The sequence below is a fragment of the Chryseobacterium sp. ON_d1 genome (assembly GCF_006829085.1).
In the GTDB taxonomy this organism is placed as follows: domain Bacteria; phylum Bacteroidota; class Bacteroidia; order Flavobacteriales; family Weeksellaceae; genus Chryseobacterium.
The window spans coordinates 20364-41875 of sequence record NZ_BJTC01000010.1 but is presented as its reverse complement, the minus strand read 5'-3'; the positions used below and the strand labels follow the sequence as shown (position 1 = coordinate 41875).

15 protein-coding genes are annotated in these 21512 nt (G+C 37.3%); 4 read left to right on the top strand and 11 right to left on the bottom strand.

The window, feature by feature from the left end:
* Nucleotides 1-2: 2 nt before the first annotated feature.
* The 6 genes from CRS_RS16080 to CRS_RS16055 form a co-directional block, all read right to left on the bottom strand.
* On the bottom strand, nt 3-1145 hold the full coding sequence (locus tag CRS_RS16080; RefSeq protein WP_142725043.1) for a beta-ketoacyl synthase N-terminal-like domain-containing protein: 1143 nt from the start codon (nt 1143-1145) through the stop codon (nt 3-5).
* Nucleotides 1142-1570 (bottom strand): thioesterase family protein, encoded by a 429-nt coding sequence (locus CRS_RS16075; RefSeq protein WP_142725042.1) that lies wholly within the window; start codon nt 1568-1570, stop codon nt 1142-1144. Before CRS_RS16075 ends, CRS_RS16080 begins: the two co-directional genes overlap by 4 nt.
* A complete protein-coding gene (locus CRS_RS16070) occupies nt 1560-2828 on the bottom strand; it encodes an ABC transporter permease (RefSeq protein ID WP_142725041.1) in 1269 nt (422 codons plus the stop codon). Before CRS_RS16070 ends, CRS_RS16075 begins: the two co-directional genes overlap by 11 nt.
* The gene (locus CRS_RS16065) at nt 2815-3573 is read right to left on the bottom strand and encodes an ABC transporter ATP-binding protein (RefSeq protein WP_142725040.1); all 759 of its coding nucleotides are present in this window, start codon (nt 3571-3573) and stop codon (nt 2815-2817) included. The genes CRS_RS16070 and CRS_RS16065 overlap by 14 nt, the downstream gene beginning before the upstream one ends.
* 1 nt (nt 3574) lies before the next feature.
* Entirely contained in the window at nt 3575-4570 is a 996-nt protein-coding gene (locus tag CRS_RS16060) for a BtrH N-terminal domain-containing protein (RefSeq protein ID WP_142725039.1), read from the bottom strand.
* A gap of 62 nt (nt 4571-4632) precedes the next feature.
* Nucleotides 4633-5037 carry a hypothetical protein gene (locus tag CRS_RS16055; protein WP_142725038.1) on the bottom strand — a complete coding sequence of 135 codons (405 nt, stop codon included), beginning with the start codon at nt 5035-5037 and terminating at the stop codon, nt 4633-4635.
* Between the two features lie 356 nt (nt 5038-5393).
* Between CRS_RS16055 and CRS_RS16050 the strand changes: the two genes are divergently transcribed.
* Nucleotides 5394-8306 (top strand): pitrilysin family protein, encoded by a 2913-nt coding sequence (locus CRS_RS16050; RefSeq protein WP_142725037.1) that lies wholly within the window; start codon nt 5394-5396, stop codon nt 8304-8306.
* 403 nt (nt 8307-8709) lie between these two features.
* On the opposite strand, the gene CRS_RS16045 is transcribed toward CRS_RS16050, so the two are convergent.
* From CRS_RS16045 to CRS_RS16025, 5 genes are read right to left on the bottom strand one after another with little or no spacing between them, the layout of a single operon-like run.
* Entirely contained in the window at nt 8710-9153 is a 444-nt protein-coding gene (locus tag CRS_RS16045) for an ABC transporter permease (protein ID WP_142725036.1), read from the bottom strand.
* Nucleotides 9154-9160: 7 nt separating this feature from the next.
* Nucleotides 9161-9592, bottom strand: a complete 432-nt coding sequence (locus CRS_RS16040) for a hypothetical protein (RefSeq protein ID WP_142725035.1) — start codon at nt 9590-9592, stop codon at nt 9161-9163.
* Entirely contained in the window at nt 9592-10731 is a 1140-nt protein-coding gene (locus CRS_RS16035; RefSeq protein WP_142725034.1) for a beta-ketoacyl-ACP synthase III, read from the bottom strand. Before CRS_RS16035 ends, CRS_RS16040 begins: the two co-directional genes overlap by 1 nt.
* Nucleotide 10732: 1 nt before the next feature.
* Nucleotides 10733-11647, bottom strand: a complete 915-nt coding sequence (locus CRS_RS16030) for a dialkylrecorsinol condensing enzyme DarA (RefSeq protein WP_142725033.1) — start codon at nt 11645-11647, stop codon at nt 10733-10735.
* Between the two features lie 42 nt (nt 11648-11689).
* Nucleotides 11690-15343, bottom strand: coding sequence for an MMPL family transporter (locus CRS_RS16025; protein WP_142725032.1), 3654 nt, complete (start codon nt 15341-15343; stop codon nt 11690-11692).
* A gap of 193 nt (nt 15344-15536) precedes the next feature.
* On the opposite strand from CRS_RS16025, the gene CRS_RS16020 reads away from it, so the two are divergent.
* The 3 genes from CRS_RS16020 (at nt 15537) to CRS_RS16010 (ending at nt 21320) form a co-directional block, all read left to right on the top strand.
* Nucleotides 15537-16544: a hypothetical protein gene (locus tag CRS_RS16020; protein ID WP_142725031.1), complete on the top strand. Its 1008-nt coding sequence runs from the start codon at nt 15537-15539 to the stop codon at nt 16542-16544.
* Between the two features lies 1 nt (nt 16545).
* On the top strand, nt 16546-17685 hold the full coding sequence (locus CRS_RS16015; RefSeq protein WP_228451277.1) for an EpsG family protein: 1140 nt from the start codon (nt 16546-16548) through the stop codon (nt 17683-17685).
* Nucleotides 17686-17900: 215 nt separating this feature from the next.
* Nucleotides 17901-21320 (top strand): T9SS type A sorting domain-containing protein, encoded by a 3420-nt coding sequence (locus tag CRS_RS16010; RefSeq protein ID WP_142725030.1) that lies wholly within the window; start codon nt 17901-17903, stop codon nt 21318-21320.
* Nucleotides 21321-21512 lie beyond the last annotated feature (192 nt).

Genomic DNA, 21512 nt, shown 5'->3' with positions numbered 1-21512 from the left:
TTTTAACATTTTTCCAGCACAACTGCCGCATTACAGCCTCCAAAACCGGAAGCAGTCTTTAGAATATATTTAATTTCTGCCATTTGATTTTCTCTGATGATATTCAATGGCTGGGTTACTCCCATTTCTCCAAAATTCTTTGAGGGAAGCAAAGTACTGTGAAGAGAGCTTTCCATAGAAATAATACTTTCCAAAAGTCCGGATGCACCCAGACAATGTCCGTAATAGCCTTTCATACTGTTGAGGGGAATATTCTGAAGTTCCATTCTGTTGAAGGCAATTGCTTCCATTTCATCATTATATAAAGTGGCCGTTCCGTGAGCAGAAATAAAATCAATCTGTTCAGAAGAAATATTTGCTTCAGCCATGGCATTTCTGATACTGGCGTATAAACCGTCACCTGTTCTTGAAGGTCCGGAAATGTGGTTGGCGTCGTTAACAGCGGAATCTCCGAGAACTTTAAATCTAAATTTTTCGTTTTCGGAGGGTTCTGAAGTGATATAAGCAGAAGCAGCAGCCTCGCCAATATTGATTCCGTCTCTGTCTTTATCATAGGGTTTGCATGGTCCTGATCCTATTGCCTGAAATGAATTGAATCCTGAAATAACAAATTCAGATAGCTCATCTCCGGCTATAATGAAAGCATCTTTATATTTTCCTGCCTGAATCATGTTTTTGGCAACAGCAATTACCATTACTCCTGAAACACAGGCATTGGAAACCACGATTGGCTTTGTTTTAAATCCAAAGAAGTCTGCTATTTTCTGTGCCAGTCTTGATAAGTAAACGCCTTCCGGCAGTTCAGGCTGGTTTTTTAACAGGCTTATATTTCCTTTTGTTGTTGAAAGAATAAAAGCAGTATCTTCTGATAGGGTGTGTCTTTCTACAAGAGGCTGTAAGCTTAAAAGAAGCATTTTCTCCAGTCTTGTAAAGGTATAGTTTTCATTCTGATCGTAATATCTGTTAAATGTTTCATTAAGCTGATCAGAATCAATCATGGAAGCATAAAAAGCCTCCTGATTATCTATGATGCTATGTAAAGCAACCCCTGATTTTCCTTCCAGAAGGGCATTCCAGTTGGAATCTACATTGTAGCCCAACGGAGTTACACAATTGTAATCTGTGATGTAAATTTCTTTCTTCATGATAACCCCATTTTATCTTTCCAGTTCTGAAAAAATTCCGGATTGTACAGGCATAAACTTCCATTACTGTCCAGAAATACCTGAATGGTTTCACCACTGCATACCAATTGGTTTTCCTGATTGAAAAGTTCATATCGGTAGATCAGCTTGGCGGAAACAGAATTAATGAACGTTGTTACAATTCTGAAGGTTTCTCCATATTTTAAAGGAAGAAAATGTTCACAGGTACTTTTTACTATGGGGGTTACATATCCCGCGTTCTGAATGTCAAGATAAGTAAGACCATGCTGGCGCCCGAAAGCTTCTCGTCCATCTTCAAAATACACGATATAATGTCCATGCCAGACAATTCCCAGCGGATCCGTTTCATTGAACCGAACTCTGACTTCCTCAGTACAGGTTAATATATTTTCTTTAGACTGCATTTTGTTTCTTTTCGTAAAATAAGGAAACAGCCACTGTGGCAAGGTAAAATAAGAACAGTAAAACCAGTTCTTTGGCAATTCCACCAATGCCGCTGTTTCTTAAAATAATATCATAGTAAGCATTCAGTCCCCAGTTCATTGGAGAGAATTTGGCTACAGTCTGCATGAATTCCGGCATTAAAAATACAGGAACCCAAATTCCTCCCACAGCAGCCAGAACCACTACAGAAGTTGCTCCGAAAGGGGCAGACTGTTCCTGAGTATCAGCAACAGTTCCCAATAGGACACCAAATCCGATGGCTGCCAACCCGGCAAAGAGGGTTACAATCACAAGCGGGAACATCTTTCCGGATACATCAAAGGCCGGAAGATCCATGTAAGGGAAAAGATAGATTCCTACGGCAACCATCAGTAAAAACTGAATGATACAGATGATCAGGTAGGTAAATGTTTTTCCTAAAATATGTACAAAGTAGGGAGTAGGGCTTATTCTTGCCCTTACGCTTGTTCCCTGGCTCTTTTCTTTAACCAGATTGATGGATAAGGGAACCACAATGAAGAAAATTGCAAAAAGAGTCCACGCGGGAACGTTGTGCTGAACAGAATTCGGCATAACATCCATTTCTCCTTTCTTTGGGGTGATTTCTTTAAAACTGATCAGGTTTTTATTCTCGTCAAGATTTTCTGTGGTACCCAGCTGATCCTGGAATGCTTTGTAGATCTTTTTGTTTTCAATCTCGAAAACCATTTTATTGACGGAATTCATGACAGAATTTTTGAATCCTATATTGGTTGCAGGATCAAAGTATAAATGAATTTCTTTCGCTTTCGGTGCTATTTTATGCACCTTTGCGGAATCTCCTTCCAGCCCGAATGAACTTACAATAGTCTGAACTTTAGAATCAATATTGGAGTTTAAATCTTTCGTTAAGTTTTCGGGGATGACAATAGCCATCTGATAATCTCCGGAGAAAACAGCATCCTGAGCAGATTTCTCATTGAAGTTGGTCAGCAGCTGGAATGTTTTACTGTTTTCCAGTTCTGCTTTTATATTTTTGGAAACATCAGATTTGTCATTATCAATAAAAATAATCGGAATCTTTGAACCTTCAAGGTTTTTAAAGGTAGAATCCTGAATAAGGGTAATGGTGACAATCAGAAGTAGCGGCATCACAAAGATGATGACAATCCCGCCGATATCTCTTTTCAGCAGAAGAATTTCTTTAATAAAGCTTCTCCACAGTTTATACAACAACATCTCTTAGTTCTTTTCCGGTTAATGAAATGAAAACATCTTCAAGGTTTTCTGCGCTTGCTACTCTGTTCACCAGTTCTTCAGGGGTCCCTACCGCATGGATTTTTCCATGGTCAATAATGGCAATTTTAGTACAGAATTCCTCTGCTTCTGAAAGATGGTGTGACGTGTAAATAATACAGGTTCCCTGTTTATTTAAATCCAAAAGATAGTCAATAATCGCTTTTTTAGATTGAACATCTACCCCAACAGTAGGTTCATCGAGAAACAGAACTCTAGGATTGTGAAGCGTTCCGGCGATGAGGTTGCAGCGGCGTTTCATCCCTCCTGAAAACTGTCCTACCTGCTTATTGGCAAATTTCGAAAGTCCCATGATTTCCAGGGATTCATCAATCGCCTTTTTTAGCTGGTTGTGCTTTAATCCATACAAACTTCCAAAAAACATAAGATTTTCTTTAGCGGTAAGGGTAGGATATAAAGCATATTCCTGAGGAACAATTCCGATGATCTGCCTGATTTTAAAGCCATCTTTCTGCGGAGATAAACCATTGATGGTAAACTGACCTGAAGTAGGCTTTATCAGACCGGAAAGCATGGAAATTAAAGTCGTTTTTCCAGCGCCGTTAGGTCCCAGAATTCCGTAGATTTCATTTTTGGTGATCGTTAATGAGATATCATTTACCGAAAAATCTTCAGAATTTTTGTATTTCTTATATAAGTTCCTGATCTCAATCATATTTTCCGCCATATCAGATCGCTTTTCTCAGTTTTTTATAGAAAGCTTCTTCCAGATCTGCAATGTGCAGCATTGTTTTTGAAAGTTCATTGTAGATATTACTTTTCGAGTTTCGGTTTTTATAAACTCTGGCAATATCCACGGCAAAATCTCTCCAAAGGTCACCAATAGAGGTAATTTCTTTGGACAATTCCTTAAGCTCATCATTTTTAAGAATAACAGCCGCTTCCTGAAGAAATGCTCCGTAGATAAATCTGAATCCACCACCTCCGGTTCCGATCTCCTCCTGCATTCTGATCAGCTGTCCCAAATAATGATTGGTTACTTTTGTGCCTTTTTTCTCTGCCCATTTAGGGATACTTTTCGCTACCCATCTCATGGCTTTTACGCCAATAAGCGGTACCGGAGCGAGCATATTTTTGCAGGTATCTTTTATTCCCTTTTTAATGGCTTCTTCAAGATTGATGTTTTCCGGAACATAGATAGGATAGTACATATGTCCTTTGGGAGGCAACGCACCTTTTGCATATCTTACTTTTTCAAGCTCTGCTTCTGAAAGACTGGTCACATAATCCATTACCGGATCGCTGATAAGAAATTTTCCGTTTTCTTTTCCGTAGACCACCAGGTTGTGGGCATTGAAATGGAATTTGTATTCTTCCGGGAAGTAAGTAAGATTGAAAACACCCACCTGAAGTCCCGTAGGTATATTTTGTTCCAGATTTCTTTCCAGCGCTTTCTGGGCATCTTTAGGATTTGAGAACTTTTCTCTTTTGATTTTAATTCCTAATCTTTTGGCAGCTTTACTGAAAATAGCACCCGGCATCGGGCGATAGCTGAAGCCAGGAGCAAAATTCACCTTTAAAAAAGGAAGGTAGACAAAAAAAAGCCCGGAACCGATTCCGAAGATCATGGGCTCACTTAGTTTCAGTCCTTTATTAAGCAGTAGATTAGAAGCAACACCGTTTTCGCAATGCGCAGTCTGATGGTGTTCAAAGTTTAATTTCATTTGCAGCTTTTATCTTTTTCATTGGTTAAATGAAACAGGCATTGCATTTTAGCCTTGTTCATTTATTTCCCGTCGAAGTTTTTTAATTCATCCACTGAAATTCCGAATGCATCAGCATATTTTTTCAGTGTAGTTTCGCTTAGTGTGTTAAATATTTTGGGTTTAAAATGTCTTTTTACCCTCCATTGCCACATTCCTACATAAGAAGCAAGAACGCCAATGTCCATTTTATTCAGTTCCATGAAATAAACGATGGGGCTTACTGTATTATTGGCGACATTTTGCTTTGCTTCCTCAATTCTTTCATAAATAAGTTCCATCGATTCATCCAGAGCAGCTTTCTTGGCATCCCAGCCTGTACTGTTTGCTGTCGTGTAGTTGTCGTTCTCATCCGTTACGTACAGAACTTCTGTCATGTTAGCGGATTTCAGGTTACTTTCATCTTGAGGTAGGTCTTGTTTTTTCATCTAAATAATATTATTTTTTAGATTCCAGATGAAAATGGTTCACCTGTTTTTTGATTCTTTTAATCAGGTGGCTAAAATAGTGAAAATACATTATATGTAAATCATATTAAATCTCGGTGGATTATTGCTTTGAAATAAAGGCTTTACCGACAAAATCCACATATTTCTGATTGAAAGGTCTTTCTTTTTCCTCATTTTGAAAGATGGCTTCTTAACTAATTCTATCATAAAGCATCTTAAATGAACTGTTGGCTGATTGTTTATGCCTGTAACAGTTTTCCTGTAACAAGTGTCTATATAAATAAGACTAATAGTTAAGAAATTTGGATAGAAAAAATAATTATTAAATAACAACTATGAAAAAGTTTTTTATTTCTGTTTCGCTTTTCTGCATGATCAGCGCAATGGCACAGAAATTTGAAACCCAGAAGCAAACTGATGCCCAAGGGTATACTTATGAAACTGTAAAGAATGATCAAGCCGGTGTACGCGTTTACACTTTGAAAAACGGGCTTAAGGTTTATCTTGCAAAAAATGAAGATGCACCGAGAATTCAAACATATATTCCGGTAAGAACAGGATCTAATAATGATCCAAGTGATAATACCGGATTGGCTCACTATCTTGAGCATATGGTTTTCAAGGGAACTTCACATCTGGGAACCCAGGACTGGGCAAAGGAAAAAGTTTTATTACAGCAGATCTCTGATCTTTATGAACAGCATAAAGCGGAGAAAGATCCTGTAAAAAAGAAAGAGCTTTACAAAAGAATTGATGAAGTTTCTCAGGAAGCTTCTAAATATGCGATTGCGAATGAATATGACAAAGCAATTTCTTCGCTGGGCGCTACAGGAACAAACGCACATACATGGCTGGATGAAACGGTTTACAAAAACAATATTCCTTCTAATGAACTGGAGAAATGGCTGAGAGTGGAAAAGGAGCGTTTTTCAGAATTGGTGCTGCGTCTCTTCCATACAGAGCTTGAAGCCGTATACGAAGAATACAACAGAGCTCAGGATAATGACGGACGTCTTGTAAACTATGCTTTGATGGAAGCTCTTTTCCCGAAACATCCGAATGGCCAGCAGACAACAATAGGAACTTCTGAGCACTTAAAAAGTCCTTCGATGGTAGCCATCCATAAATACTTTGACACGTATTATGTGCCAAATAATATGGCTGTGGTATTGGTTGGGGATCTTGATTATGATAAAACTATAAAATTAGTTGATCAGTATTTTGGAGGATTCAAGTACAAAGAGCTTCCAATGAAAAAAATGGTTACCGAAGAACCGATGACCCAGATTGTTTCGAGAACAGTAAAAAGCCCATCTACTCCGAGAATGACCATTGCCTGGAGAACAGATTCTTATGGAACGCAGGAGGCCAGATTAGCAGATGTTGTTGCTGGAATTTTGAGCAATAGGGGAGATGCAGGGTTAATTGACCTTAATATTAATCAGAAACAGAAAACGCTTGGAGCAGGTGCTTATGAGTCACCATTCAAAATGTACGGTTCATTTTCTTTGGTAGTAACTCCTAAGGAAGGACAAAGCTTTGATGAAGCAAAAAAATTATTAATGGATCAGCTGGACCTGATAAAAAAGGGACAGTTTCCGGACTGGATGCTTAAAGCTATTGTAAATGATAAAAAAGTTCAGCGTATGAAGGACTGGGAAACGGCTGATGGGCTGGCGACAGAACTTTATGATTCTTATATCAATGGAAGAAGCTGGGAACAGGAGCTTGACGAGATCAATCAGTACGAGAAGATCACGAAGGCGGATGTTATAAAATTTGCCAACAGTTTCTTTAAGGATAACTATGTGGTTGTTTATAAAGAAAAAGGAGTGAATGATAAGCTTGTCCGTGTAGAAAATCCGGGAATTACACCGATTAAACTGAACAGAGAGGCACAGTCTCCTTTCCTTAAGGATATTCTGAATACAAAAGTACCTGAGATCAAGCCAGAATTTATTGATTATAAAACAGCTATTCAAACTTCTCAGATCAAAGATAAAAAAGTAAGTTTTGTAAAGAACAGGTATAATGATATCGCTCAGGTAAGTTATGTATTTCCTTTCGGGACAGATCATGATAAGGAACTTTCTGTTGCAGGAACTCTTTTTGAATATCTGGGAACGGATAAATATACTCCGGAGCAGTTGAAAGAAGAGTTTTATAAACTGGGAATCAGCTATAGCCTTAGAACTGGCAATGATCAGATCGTGATCACCCTGAGTGGGCTTGAAAGCAATATGAAGAAAGGTGTTGAGCTGATGAACCACTGGATGAGCAACGTAAAAGCTGATAAAGCGATCTATGCTCAGACTGTAAAAACCATCCTGGAATCAAGAGCTGCTGCAAAGAAAGATAAAGTGAGAATTATGGCAGCGCTTTCGAATTATGCCAAATTTGGTAAAAACTCAAGAATGACAGATATTGTTTCCAAAGAGCGTCTTGAGAGTATTGATGCTTCAGAACTGATGAAAAAAGTGAAGACCCTGAACCAATATCCTTATCAGGTATTGCTTTACGGACAGGATCAGGCAGGGTTGGAGAAAGCTGTGAAACCATTTATTTCCAATACAACACTTCAGCCTGCACAGGCTAAAGTATATGCAGAGCCGGCTACCGAAGGAAAAGTATATTTTACCAATTATGATATGGTACAGATGGAAATGTCCAAGGTAGCGAAAGCCAATACGGTAAACCTTGGTAACTTTGGTAAAGCAAACGTTTTCAATGAATATTTTGGAAGAGGTTTATCCTCAATCGTTTTCCAGGAAATCAGAGAAAGTAAATCATTGGCTTATACAGCGTATGTTTCTTATGCCAATGCTTCGGAAAAGGGTAAAGCGAATTATGTAACCAATTATATCGGAACACAGGCTAATAAGCTTCCTTTAGCGGTAAATGCAATGAATGATCTTATGGTATCGTTGCCACAGATTCCTGCGCAGTTTGAAAATGCAAAAGGTTCCGCATTAAAGCAGATTGCTTCCAACAGAATCAACAGAACAAATATTTTCTTCAATCAGCTGGCATTAAAAAAACTGGGAGTTGATTATGATATCAGAAAAGATATTTATGCCGAAATTCAAGGACTGTCATTACCGCAGCTTACAGGATTCTACAATACAGAAGTGAAACCTGTAAAATATAATACAGCCATTATCGGTAAAAAAGAAAACCTTAACATGGAATCTGTTAATAAAATGGGAGAATTTCAGGAAGTATCTCTTGAAGAGATCTTTGGGTACTAATTCTTTTAAAGACAAAATAATTTTAAAAGTGAGGCAGCAATGTCTCACTTTTTTGTTGTCTGAATATACTTCTCTCTGATAATAGGTGTTCCACGGATTTGTCTAATGTTTCACGTGAAATAATTCATGTTATGATGAGGTTTTTGTACTTGTAGTAAATTGGTTATCAGTTGTTTTGCTGTAATGTAATAAATGTAGAATATAACGAAAAATGGATGTTTCTATTGTAATGTTTTTATAATCAGTTCAATAGGAGCAGCCTTTTAACTGAAACTTAATTCAATACAAAATTACCAATGGATTGCACAAAGCTTCACAAAGCCACTGCAGAATAATATGGAGTGTTAGCAACAAAAAAGCTGTACGTTTTGTACAGCTTTTCTATTTTATGTTGAATGGGTCTTTACGACTTTACTTCCTGAATAAAAAGATTAATTTCCGCTCTGATCAATAATTCGTCATTATTGAAGGTTTCGCAGAAGATGTGGCAGATGTTTTCAAACTGGGAAATCAGGGATGCTTTTGAAATGATCTTGTCATTTACTTTTGGAAGAGCAAAAACTTCGATTTTCTTGATATTGGTGATAAAGCCTATTACTTTGGTATCTGCTTCAGGATTTTCAAAGAAGCTTTGTCCAAGGATAGATGAACAGGTTTGCGCAAGATTTTCAATTAATCCTGCCTCAGCGAACTCATTATTGTGAACAAATATATTGTCTTCTTTGATTTCAAAGGAAGTTACTACTTTTTCCTTGGTCAGTTCCAGGATATAGTCTGCCATAAGCATCGGTTCGCGATGCGGTAAAAAGTTGTGTATATTAATGATATTATCTTCCTTTATTTCCATTTCCTGTTTATTTTACAGCAGTTTTCATTTGGGATTTTGCAATCACTTCACCGTTCAGTTTGGTAACGATATCTACAAGGGTCACTCCCATTACTTCGTTGAGGATGGTTACTTCAGATGTCAGCTGATCACCTATTTTAGGTAATACTTCAGCTTCAAAAGATTTGATGGCGCCTATATAGCCTGTAGGAGCTTCTCTTCCCAATAAATAATATTTATATCCTGTGTGCAGTGCAACACTCTGTGCCTGGTGTTCAATCAATCCTGAAGCCTGAAACAGGCCATCCTGAATGAAAAGATTGTCAGCTTTTATTTCAAAGCCTGACAGAAGATGATTTTCAGAATATTCTGTCAATTCGTGTACCATCACAAATGGATATCTTTGCGGAATTAGGCTTTCTACAAAATCTGTATCGGATGTGGGCAGTCTGGTTTCCATTAGCAAACTGTTAATAAGGCACAGGAATAGGCAAATCTTCCGCTTTCAGGGACACAAAGAAGTACTTTTTCTCCTTTTTTCAGTTTTCCCGAATTCATCAGTTCTTCAAGAGCGATAAAAATAGACCCGGCTCCGATGTTTCCTACTTCGGAAAGGTTGTAGAACCATTTTTCTGCAGGGAAATCCATTCCTTTTTTGGCAAATTCTTCTTTCAGTCCATCTTTAAAATACCCTGAAGAAATATGAGCCAGTACGTGATCAATTTTTTCAGGATCCAGATTATGTTTGTCAAAAGAAGACCTTAAACTTTCCGCTCCTTTTACAAGGATGTATTTATCAAGGATTTTAGTATCCTGTTTGATGGCAAAAATAGATTGTTTCAGCCATTCATCAGAAGGGTAATCTGCCCATGATTTCAGACTTCCGTCTTCCTGCTTGTCACATCCTGCATACATGCATGCTTCAATTTCGTGAGCATAAGAATAAAAATCAATGAACTCTATTTTTAAAGAAGTACTGTTTTCTCTCGGTTTATTTTCCAGAAGGAAGGCTCCTGCTCCGTCAGAAAGCATCCATCTCAGGAACTCTCTTTTGAAAGCAATAATAGGTCTTTCTTCCAGCAGTTTTAAATTTTCAGCTTCATGGTTGAATTTATCAGCTGTCATCCATGCAGACATTCTTTCAGAACCTGCACACACTGCATTTTCCTGCACGCCGGCTTTTACGGAAAGAAATCCGTAATTAAGGGCATTCATTCCTGAGTTACAAAGACCTGTTGAAGTATTAATTTCAATAGATTTTCCGATATTCAGCTCACCATGGACCATAGAAGCATGAGAGGGCTGAATCTGGTCTGGTGAAGTAGTTCCTACAGATAACAGTTTCATATCTTCCTTTTTGAAATTTTCATCAAAAAGACCTTCTATTGCTTTTGCTGTAAGCTGCGCATTGGAATGGGTAGGGTTTCCTTCTTTATCTAAAGCGTAGTATCTTGTTGTGATTTTATTATTTCTTAGGATAAGTGATTTTGCTTTAGATGGCGCATCATTGATAAGCCCAAGATAAGTCTCCATTTCATCATTCGCTACCGGCTCATTGGGTAAGTATTTTGATGCTTTTGTTATAAATACGTCGTACATTCTATTTTAAATTAATTCCTTGTAAATATCTTTTTTGTTTTTGTCTTTTAAACCAAAATATAGGGGTTGTAAGCAGGTGTAATACCAAAACGACAGGTGAGATAATCCATATCGCTGCCATCAAATATACCTTAAAGAATTTTATCAGCAATGGGCGTTTCTCTTTTTTCTTGATAATCAGATTAGACCATACCGTAAAAATTTTATTTCCAACCTTTTCTACCCGCACCAAAAACGCACGGATTTCAATAGCTCCGTTTTTCACAAGATCAGGCTGCAGATTATTCAGATCATTATTATGAAGATGTCTTTCAATAATCTCGCCATACTTTACCGAACCTGAAATTTCTTCATCGGAAACTCCTGCGGCCGGAAGCATTCCCGATTTTTCTTTTTGCCCTGTAGTAAGCCATCTGAGAATAGTCAGCACGCTGGTATAATTGTCATGTCTGTCTACCAGTGCTATATTTCCGACAAGTTTCGCCTGTAAATCTCTTAAGTATACTTTTAATTTTTCCTGGGAAAGCATCCACATATTTCTGGTTCCGGAAATGGTGACTACAGCAGTATCTTTAAGGATGCGTCCGGCATAGTCACTCTTTAAGAATGAAATAATAGGGATGGATGGTGTGAGATACCATACCTGATATCCAAAGAAAATAAGATCATATTTTTTGTTCAGAATTTCTTCTGACGGGGGAAGAATTTCTTTGGGAATCTGCAGATAAGATTCCGGAAAAGTGTTGAAAAAAACATCACCTGGCCACGGAAACGGAAAATCCTCCTTTAGCTGAATATTGTAATAAGTAACGTCATACTGCTCCTTCTGGGCTTCAAAAGGCTTAGCTATATTCTTCACAATATCTTCGAGCTGGCCTGTTTGTGAATAATATATGACAAGTATATTTTTTTTCATTAGTTTTCTTTAGCGTTTACAAAAATATGTTTTTCATATTTATTATTTGGTTTTAAATATTTTTATGGACTCAGAGCTCCATTTTAATGTATAATTTTCACTTTCAAATAAGGTGTTTTTTATATTTACAAAAATGATGGTTTCGGGAAGTTCATGCAGGTCATTCATTGGAAAGTGCTCATCAGAGACAAGCAGTACATCAATCTTTTTATTTATCGCGGAAAGATCTTTTATATAATGTATCTTTCTTCTCTTTATCAGATAGCTGTGTGCTGCTGTTTCTCTTTTTTCGTTATCTCTGATCAGAGAAAAGACTCTTCTGCCTGCCTGATATAATGTTAACAATGCATCCTTTTGTCCAAAATCATCAGCGATATGAAGAATATTGGCTTGGCTGGAGATATGTTTGTTGAGCTCAAAATACACCGATTTGTTGGTGTTGAAGTCTTCTTTTACTTCTTTTACCACTTCGCTGTCTTTATACAGGTAGCTGAGGAACAGTTTCTTTTTAAAATAATTTTCATCCTCAATCTCTTCACGCAGTTTTGCGAATTCTTCTCTGAAATAAGCATTGATTTTTTTTGTTCTCTCAGAATAATTTTTGCCGAAACTCACATTGTCTTTACTGATTCTGTCACCTACTTTTACAGTAATGCTTCCATCGTAGATAATAAAATCACCTTTCGGCAATACCTCAGAATTTCCATGAATGTAAATTGGAAGAATATCCAGTCCGAACTGTTCTGCCAGATAAAATGCTCCTTTATGAAATCTTTTGATATCATTGGTATAAGAACGTTCAGCTTCTGGGAAAACAACCAGTGAATAGCCTTGTTCAACTTTTTCTCTCAGCTTTTCCATCCCATTTTCAATTCCCTGTGAAACAGGATAAAACCCAAGAGCTCTCACCAGCTTTCCAAAAATAGGCGACTGGTACACCCAGTCATTTACAAGATAGATGATTTTATGGGTGGCCATTGCAATAGCCAGCGTATCCAGGAAGGAAGTATGATTGGCAATGATTACAGCAGGCTTACTGAAATCTTCTGCCGGATTTTTAATGACCTTCTTCTTTACAAAAGGATTAGAATAAAGGACAGAAGTTAAAAATCGGGCTAAAATAATTTTGATAATATTCAGGATATTTCCGCTGGAGTTTTTGACAAAGAAACTTCCGAAAGCAGAAAACAGGAGCCCGCCCACACCATAATACAAAAATGAGAAAACTGCGCATATAAACATTCTGAACGTGATGGGGGAAAGTCCTTTTTTTGCCCTGTTGGTTATCAGGAGTCTGAACCAGAAAGGATATAAGGTAGAGGTGATAATAATTACTGAAAACATTCCAATCAATGCTACTAAAGCTAAAGAATGCAGAGCCGGATGCTTGGCAAAAATCAGGGAGCCAATAGAAAGGATAGTCGTGAATACGGCAAGAATAATGGAGATCCTATAGGTAGGCAGTTCGTTTTTCCCTGTAGTATGTTCCTTCTGCATGGCTTGGGTAAGAAAAATGCTGAAATCATCTCCAACCCCAAATACCAACGTACACACTACTGTGCTGAAAATATTCAGTTCTAGTCCCAGAAAATAGAGGATTCCGGCTGTCACAACTCCTGTTAAGACGATCGGGAACATGGTAAGAACAGTTAATTCAAAATTTCTGAAGAAAACGATAATCGTTAAAATGATCGCAAGAAGAGAATAATTGATTAAGGTATTGAAGTCTCTTTTCAGCAAACCAAGGAAATTTTCATTCATCTGCTGGCGGTCAATAGCAATGGCATCATGTTTCTTCTCAATATCTTTGATGAAAATATCCCGCTTATTTTCATCTACTTTTACGACGTTGGAAACGGTATAGAAGCCGTTTTCGTTGCTCATGAATTCTGAAATCTGAAGCGCTTTCACTTTTTGATAGTCTTTCAGACTCAGGACCGTATAATTTTTGTGCAAAGCTTCATTGAAATGATCAAAGGCAGAACCGTTGAATCCGAATTTATTTCCATTACTGATCAGCTCTGAAATAGTGTGATTCTTTTTTTGTTCATCCCAGAAATGGTTCCATTCATCAAGCTTTTTCTGCTGATCTTTTTCTGAAAGTACAATACTTCCGATCGAATTATAGCTTAGAATCTTACCTTCTTTTTTCTCGCTTTCAAGAAAACGGCTTAGTTCAGAATTTCTGGTTAATGCCTCTTCTTCAGAATTTCCGTAAGAAATGGTATAGATAGATTTTGAAGTGATGTCGGAAAGTTTCTGCAGCTTTGCTTCACTTATTTTTAATTCTTTTGGGATATAATTCAGATCGCCGATGTCTTCATTGAAGCCTACATGCCTGAATCCAAACAGGCAGGCAAGGATAATAATGGAACAGCCTATGATCAAAGGCTTGTTTTTTTCGTATGGATAAGACCCGATCCTATCGATAAAATTAGTGTTGAGGTGTTCTCCTTTTTCTTTTGGTTTATAAAGTTGGGGGACGATAATCAATGCTGTGATTGAAGAAAGAATTACTGTTATAGCGGCAAAAAGTCCTAAGTCCTTCAATGCTTCAGAACGTACAAAGACCAGGCATAAGAATGAAACGGCAGTCGTTGCACTGCTTAATATAATCGGCTGGGTGATCTCTTTGTAAAGCTCTTCAATATTATTGTTGTGCTTGTAATGCGTAAGAATATGCAGGGCGTAATCTATTGTGATCCCAATCAGAATAGCACCTACACTTAATGAAATGGCTGAAATTTTGTCCTTAATAAAGTAAAGGACCAATAAAGCAAGCAGTACTGAAAATACGGTGGGCAGAAATACTATGATGGGTGTAAAGAAATTCCGGAAATAATAAATCAAAAGAATTAAAAGAACCGTCATTGAAATGACTACCGTATTCTGGATGTCCTTTTTGATCTGTTGGGCATTGGCCACGGCAATGACAGGGGAACCGAAATAACTGATTTCTGTTTTTCCTCTGAACTGTTTATTGATGCTGTCTTTAATAGAATTAAGCTGGTCGACAAATGCTTCGTTTGCCTTTGTATCATTGCTTTTGTTTTTGGGATCAATGAACAGTAAGAGATTTTTGCCGTCTTTGGTTACAATATAGCTGTCTTCCAGTTTGAAATCTTTACTGATGTTCAGGGCATTCAGTTTTTTAATTCCTAAAAAAGTAAGTCCCAGAGGATCCTTTTTAATGAATTCTTTTGTAACAAGACTTGTCGGAGAAACCAGAGAGATGTAATTATTCTCTACCTGTCTGGCAATGCTGTCTTTCTGAAGCTTTCCGTCAATTTGCTTATAATCACTCTCATTAAGGAATAGTGGCAGGTTTTGATTCACAAAATCAAAGGTTTCAGAAATCTCATTATCATTCACTTTACCCTGAACGGAACCAATGTATTTTTGCAGAGGTTCGATTTTTTTCAGGAAAGTATCTGCCGTTTCAGAGAGCAGGAAGCTGTCTTCACCTGATCTGTTCTCAATAATAACAATGATCTTATCCGAAAAATTGAGCTGTTTAAGAACCTTTGCTGTGAGATCGGATTTTTCATTTTTTGGGATAATCTGATTGATGTCTTCCTCAAAATTGATCTTTGATGCAAAGAAAATGCATAAAAAAGCAATTCCCAGAGCTGTCAGTACAGAAAGGATTTTATTTTTGGAAATCAGATAATATAAAAATATAAAAAAGCGATGCATTGCATTTAAATCAAGTCTGCAAATTTAATTTTTTAAGTATTAGTTCAAAATAGTTAAGGATAAGTTTTGGCTGAAAATCAATAAAATATTCTAGGAAGATTCAAAAAATATTCTACTTTTGCAAAAGTTCCCTTTTGAAAAAATGTATTTTAAACCACCATTATTATTAAATAAATAAGAATCTGTTTTAGATATGTTGAAAAGAAATGATGAAAAATTAAACGGATTTCTATTTGTAATAGTACTTCCGCTTCTGTTGTTTGCGATGTCTTATTATGGATTTGAATCTTCCTATACAAGACTTAAGACGTCAGAAACCACCCCCGAATTTTTATTTTCCTCGGTATATGCTTACAGGGTAATCCCCAATTATCTGAGTGTGCAGATGACAGATCTGATGTACCATCTGATCAACGGCCCTCTTTCCTTCTTCAAAGATTTTCTGTCAAAGAACGGAACCCCTTTCTATCATGGGCTTTTCCTGATGAACAGTGTTTTCTTTATTGGGTGTTCTTTGATTTTAAATGCTGTTTTCAAAATGAAATCAACAGGACTTCTTCTGAATATTAATGCCAGAAGGATTATCCATCTTTTATCTGTTTTTTTTATTGTAATCACACAGTATGCACCAACCAACTGTGACACGATAGCGCTTTTCTGTTATCTGACAGGTGTATTCCTAACGTTGAAATATTTAGACACCGGAAGAAATATTTTCTTTTTTATTCTCATTGGCCTGATTGGGATCTCTACACTGGTAAGAGAAACGGCCTGTCTGAATATTGCTTTTTTTGCGGCAGTATTTTTTGATATTGATGAGCTTAAAAAAAGAAATTATCAGGTAATCTGGAAAACAATTCCGCTGGTGATTGCTTTTCTTATTCCGTATCTTGGATTGAGAGCGGTACTTGTACAGGATGAAACTACTTTTGTGGAAGGGTTCTACATCAACAGAAATTTTTCCAGCCCCTTCAATCTTGCCGGACTTGTCTTTGCGCTTATTGTGATTTATTTTATATACAGGCTTTGCGCAGAAGAAGAAAACAGAAGTATTTTTGGAAAATACTTTTTCTTTTCCATCCCTTATCTTATTATGATTACTTTAGTAGGGCTTTTTTGGGAAGTAAGGCTTTTTTTACCTTTAATCCTGACCGGAATTATCACAGCATATCATCAGTTTAAAAAAACATCAGAGATTTAGCATGAGTTTACTACATCCGTATTATTTAATTGCAATCCTTTATATGCTGTTCTTCAGTGTTCAGGAGGTGTTTGGGAAAAAAGTTGATAAAAAATGGTTCTGGTTCCTTGCTGTTTATTTTATTATTATTGTTGGTTTTAGAAAAGATGTAGGACCGGACTACGGAAGTTACAAAGGAATTTATATTTACTCGGATACCAAAAGCTATTACAGCATATTTATGAAAATGCTTCACATGAAGGGGACGGAAAACCTGGATGTGGAATGGCTGTATACACTGATCAATAAAATTCTGCTCAATGTTTTTGATGCTCCTTTTTATATGGTGACTCTGGTTATTGCTATTTTTGCAATGATCCTAAAGGTGGAATATACAGAGGATAATACCTTTTACCCTTTTACTTTTACCCTTTTCATGTTTATTCCCAATTTTTTTATCGGAGAAAGCGGGCAGATCAGACAAAACCTGGGAACTTTTATTGTTTATTTTGCCATACGGTATATCAAAGAACGAAAATTCTGGCATTACTTATTTTTCATATTTATAGGGTCCGGGATACACAGTGTTTGTTATTTATTCCTGCCAATGTACTGGCTGGCTCGTGTTCCGCTGAATAAGACAGTGATGCTGGTTATGATTATTGGCTCGGTTTTCCTGTCTCCATTTGAAATATACCGAAGTTTTGGTAGCTTTTTAGATGGGATGGCCTCTGATAATATGCTTGTGGAAGGGTTTAACGGGTATATGGATGAAACGGTGCAGCGACTGAACGGAGGTATTGGAATTCCGGAAGTCATGATGGCTATCCTGACATTCTTTCTTTTTGCTTTTGATAACAAGATGAAAGCGCTGTATCCTTATTATGAATATCATAGGAATTATGCTGTAATAGGAATATGCCTTTACTTTATTTTTAGAAATAACCCTATATTTTCGTCGAGGCTGGCAGGCGCTTTCATCGGCTTCTCATACATCATTATTCCCAATGCAATGTATGTTGTTTCCGGAAGGGTCAGAAATATGATTTATGCCTTCATTATTTCACTCGTCGTCTTCAATTTTGTCGTTTTTGCGATTTTTAATAATATCAAGGCCGGACGATTTTCAATAGAACGTTATCAAAATTATATTCTTCCATAGGATTTCGGAGATTAGATATAATCAGATAAAAAAAGACAGCCTTACAGCTGTCTTTTTTTATGAAAGGTTTGTTCATGTTTATACTGTTTACTAGTTTTGTTTTTAAATTATTAATAACATATTTAATTTATGTTGTTTTTATTTATAAAATAAATCTCTTTTTGTTGAGATAGGCTTAAAAATTGTATTTGGGTAATGACACTAAATTATAAGGTATGAAAAGGTTAGCTGAAAAATTAGCGACAGTCTTCTGTCTGATATCATTGGGAATCTGTTCTAAAGGAAGCACCAGAGAGAGTCTTTCCTCACATGGACCTATAAGAGCAGTATGGATTGCTGAAAATACGGACTCACTGGCCAGACCGTTACCCGAATTGGCAAAATTATTCCTTCCGGATTGGAAAAAAGCTCCTAACAGTTACATTTTTGATCCCGGTCAGAATAGCGAGGGATTACTGGTTCCGGTAAAGAAGGCCTACGCCATGTGGGAAGGAGGGGGGTATCTTAATGGGAGTGGTATCCCGGCTGGTACCGTAACGGCGGATGTTTTATGGGAAGATGTTCATGGACTTATAAAATCCGGAGTAAACTATGCTCTTGAAATAACAGGAACCGGACAGGATGCCAAAATAAAAATTCCGGTCAATAAAACAAAAAAAGGAAATGCCGTCATTGCTTTCAAAGTAAACGGAGAAATTTATTGGAGCTGGCATATCTGGGTGACTGATGATCCCACAAACGGAGCTGCTTACAGAAGTTTCAGCAATGTTAAAAGAATGAAATCAGACGGGAGTACCGAAGTTATTCCTGACTCCGACTGGAAGTGGATGGATAGGAATCTTGGAGCAATTACAAGCTCTATCACTGCATCAGACTGGAATAGAAGCATTGGGCTCCTTTATCAGTGGGGACGAAAAGATCCTATTCCTCCATTAGTTACCAGAGGAAATGATTTTTATGAAGCCTCAGGATCTATAGGCAGAATCAGGCATAGAGGAGCAAAGAATATGACCAATGCTGTAAGTATTGATGACCTCAGGAAATTCGTTCTGCTTTCTGAAGCAGAAGTAACCAATAATATAAGGCTTTCTGTAAAAAATCCTTTGAGCCTTATTTATGTGAACAAAGATGATAACTCTGGCCAGGCTTATTACAACAATAATCTTAATCTCCCTGTCAATTGGTTTGGAAAATCGACAGCTTTACCGAATAACAGGCTTTCAGAGCTTAATCTCTGGTCTGATAATGCACAGGGAAAAATAGAATCTGTTTACAATACTGATGATAAAGCAAAACCTTATAGAGATAAATCGCCATATGATCCATGCCCCAACGGATGGCGTGTACCCTCTATGCTTGTTGCAAATCTTGCTTCCTCATCTTATGTAGATGATATAAGAATAGACTTTTCACCCTTCGGAGTGAGAACCAATATGGCGAAAAATGTTTTTGAAACCAATAAATATCACATTATAAAACCTACTGATGCAGGCGTCCCTGCTTTCATGACAGGAATTAAAATTTATCCCAATTGGGGTTTTGATCTTTCATCTGTGGGGGGATATAATATGGGAATCTTCCCCGGAAACGGGCAGCTTATCAGGGGTGCTCACCAGGGGCAGTATACTGATCAGCACCACACGGCACTTTGGACGGCTACCATGGCCCGGCAGTTTGATACTTCTCCTGCCGTTACGGTCAGAGGACTTTCTATGATTCCGGACAAGACACAACCTGATGTCCCGGATGCAAACTACCCTAATATTAAAGGACGCTATTATTATTTTCCAATGTCCATAATGTACACTTCGGATGCGAATGGCTGCAGATGTATAAAAGATCCACTCTATGTGATCAATGACTATGATTTTCCAACTGAATATCTGCCTTCAGCTGCAGAATATAAAGAAGGATTCAATAATCCGAATACCTACCAGATTGTAAAAAGCGGGGCTGTGACTATCATCGAAATTCCGGTCAGTAAAGCATTTTCTGTGCAAAGTCAATTATTGAATAATGCTGAAATACTAAATCCTTCCAGTTTTAACAATTTAAAAGGAAATGTTCTCTGGACAACCAATGCAGGCCTTGTCAGTAAAATTTCAGTAGTGAACCCTTCACCTTCATCACTGCAGGATATTGTCAATTCTAAATTATCTGTAGAAATTGCTCCCAATGAGAGTGGAAATGCAGTTGTGACATTGCATAACGGCAGTATATCTTCACCGGTATACTGGAGCTGGCATGTCTGGGTGACAGATTCTCCTGTAGGATCTTATACTTATACAACTGAAGCTCCGGCAACAGTTACGAACTATGTAAATTATGCAGATAAAGCCGATGTAGTTTTCCAGACGACTTTTATGGATCGGAATCTTGGGGCTACAGATGCTTTTCCTGCAATTGCCAATCCGCAGGCTCCTACTGTTGATGAACTTTTAAAAATACGCGCCTCTACCGGCCTGCACTATCAATGGGGAAGAAAAGATCCTATTCCTGTATTTCAATATGCAGATAACAGAAGTTTCTATAATGTGTTTTTAGGGACAGCAGCAGCTAATGGAACTGTTACCTACAGTACACTCAATCCCACGGACTACAACAATCTTTCAGGAAGTTATATTGTGCCTTACAATACTTATGCTGCATCATCTAATGTACAGGTTGTAGATAAACCGGCAGACAAAATTTCCAAAATATTATCTTATTCTGTGAAGAACCCTTTGGTGTATATGATTCCCAGTTCTTTTGCCCCTTACAACAGCACGACACCTAATTATACCAACGGAACAGACTGGCTTGCAACAGAGCCTAACTTAGCTCCGGACAGATGGGGGAGAGGAGGCAGGAAATCACCTTTTGATCCTTGTCCTGAAGGATGGAGGGTTCCTGATCTTACCAATGTCGCTTTGGTTTCAGGAACAGATTTCGGGCAGACTCCCTGGTATAAAAAAGATAAAAATGTAGCAACGTCATACAGTATTGCTACGGATTATTCAGGTACAAGAGTGAGAAACTCTGCCAATGCTACGGTAGGATATACCTTCAATAATCCTGTATATCCTTTGGGAAATTATCCTGATGCCGGATCAAGAGGATTCAGAAGTGTGACCGCGAATCAAACAGCACAGGGAACATTTAATGTTCTGAACTTTCAGTATCCTGCTGTCTGGACGGCTGCTTTAAATTCTAATTATCTGGGAAGATCAGTCAATGTCTTATTTGATGCAGCTGCTACAACTAATAGAATAATAGTTTTTCATGATAATAATGATCCTTACTTCGGAACAGGATGCCGATGCGTGAAAATAGAATATGATGCCAATGGTAATGAAGAAGGACCTGCTTCAAGAACTACCATAATACCCAATGGTCCTACATTAAGTACTGCAAATACAGTATTTAAAACTGTTGAGAACAAGATATCCCTATATCCAAGCCCTGTATCCAATATTCTCTATATAAAGGCAACGGAAAATAAAGAATATAATTTTCAAATTTTTAATGCCTTGGGACAGCTTGTAAAATCAGGAAAGTTCATCAATAATCAGACAGATCTCTCATCTTTAAATACAGGCGTGTATTTAATAAGGATAAATAATTCAGAGGCAATGGTAAAAATTATAAAACGGTAATACTGAAAAAAAGACAGTTGAACAGCGGTATAAGATCTCTTATTCCGCTGTTTTACTAATATGCATATTTCTTGCATCTATCATGAATGATGAAAAATTCTATATCATTATATGTTGATATGTTCATAACAGCCTAAAACCTATACTGGAAAGGCATTTGTTTCTTTTAAAAAGAGGTGTTGAAATAGTGAA

What these genes read in the sequence shown, in the direction of transcription:
- CRS_RS16080 (WP_142725043.1), bottom strand. Translation starts at nt 1,145, where the DNA reads ATGAAGAAAGAAATTTACATCACAGATTACAATTGTGTAACTCCGTTG.
- CRS_RS16075 (WP_142725042.1), bottom strand. Translation starts at nt 1,570, where the DNA reads ATGCAGTCTAAAGAAAATATATTAACCTGTACTGAGGAAGTCAGAGTT.
- CRS_RS16070 (WP_142725041.1), bottom strand. Translation starts at nt 2,828, where the DNA reads ATGTTGTTGTATAAACTGTGGAGAAGCTTTATTAAAGAAATTCTTCTG.
- CRS_RS16065 (WP_142725040.1), bottom strand. Translation starts at nt 3,573, where the DNA reads ATGGCGGAAAATATGATTGAGATCAGGAACTTATATAAGAAATACAAA.
- CRS_RS16060 (WP_142725039.1), bottom strand. Translation starts at nt 4,570, where the DNA reads ATGAAATTAAACTTTGAACACCATCAGACTGCGCATTGCGAAAACGGT.
- CRS_RS16055 (WP_142725038.1), bottom strand. Translation starts at nt 5,037, where the DNA reads ATGAAAAAACAAGACCTACCTCAAGATGAAAGTAACCTGAAATCCGCT.
- CRS_RS16050 (WP_142725037.1), top strand. Translation starts at nt 5,394, where the DNA reads ATGAAAAAGTTTTTTATTTCTGTTTCGCTTTTCTGCATGATCAGCGCA.
- CRS_RS16045 (WP_142725036.1), bottom strand. Translation starts at nt 9,153, where the DNA reads ATGGAAATAAAGGAAGATAATATCATTAATATACACAACTTTTTACCG.
- CRS_RS16040 (WP_142725035.1), bottom strand. Translation starts at nt 9,592, where the DNA reads ATGGAAACCAGACTGCCCACATCCGATACAGATTTTGTAGAAAGCCTA.
- CRS_RS16035 (WP_142725034.1), bottom strand. Translation starts at nt 10,731, where the DNA reads ATGTACGACGTATTTATAACAAAAGCATCAAAATACTTACCCAATGAG.
- CRS_RS16030 (WP_142725033.1), bottom strand. Translation starts at nt 11,647, where the DNA reads ATGAAAAAAAATATACTTGTCATATATTATTCACAAACAGGCCAGCTC.
- CRS_RS16025 (WP_142725032.1), bottom strand. Translation starts at nt 15,343, where the DNA reads ATGCATCGCTTTTTTATATTTTTATATTATCTGATTTCCAAAAATAAA.
- CRS_RS16020 (WP_142725031.1), top strand. Translation starts at nt 15,537, where the DNA reads ATGTTGAAAAGAAATGATGAAAAATTAAACGGATTTCTATTTGTAATA.
- CRS_RS16015 (WP_228451277.1), top strand. Translation starts at nt 16,546, where the DNA reads ATGAGTTTACTACATCCGTATTATTTAATTGCAATCCTTTATATGCTG.
- CRS_RS16010 (WP_142725030.1), top strand. Translation starts at nt 17,901, where the DNA reads ATGAAAAGGTTAGCTGAAAAATTAGCGACAGTCTTCTGTCTGATATCA.